A 408-nucleotide genomic window follows, 5' to 3' on the forward strand; every position below is an offset into this window, starting at 1 on the left:
ACGAGGGACACGAAGTCGACCTCGGGGTGCTCGGCGAACGCCTCCCGGATCTGCTCGGCCGTGACCGCCGTGTGGAAGGGAACGGAGACGTCGTATCGACCCCAGATGTTCTGGGGTCGGCAGGCCCACCTGCATGACGCCGTCTGTCAGCGTGTTCTGGCTGCCATCGTCGGCGACTGGAGCTCGGCATAGTAGTGCTGCGCTCGCGCAGGCTTGGGTGGCAGCGGAGCCGCACGGGCGGCCCGTTGGTCGGCTTCCAGTTGTCGAAGACGCATCTGTGTCTCGGTGACGACCTGGATGTGGCGCCGGGCCCGTTCCTGTCTCTGGGTTGCTGCGTCGCCGGCTTCTGCCTCCTGAGCCATGAGTGCGGTCCTCTCCCTTCTTGGGGTTTCTCGGTGAGTCCTCTGT

General features: G+C 65.9%; 1 protein-coding gene. It reads left to right on the plus strand.

What is annotated here, in order from left to right:
• A partial coding sequence (locus ACWC0C_RS19105; RefSeq protein ID WP_450864934.1) for a hypothetical protein occupies positions 1-192 on the plus strand: 192 nt, incomplete at its 5' end.
• Between the last annotated feature and the right edge of the window lie 216 nt (positions 193-408).

It is taken from the genome of Streptomyces sp. NPDC001709, from assembly GCF_053596375.1.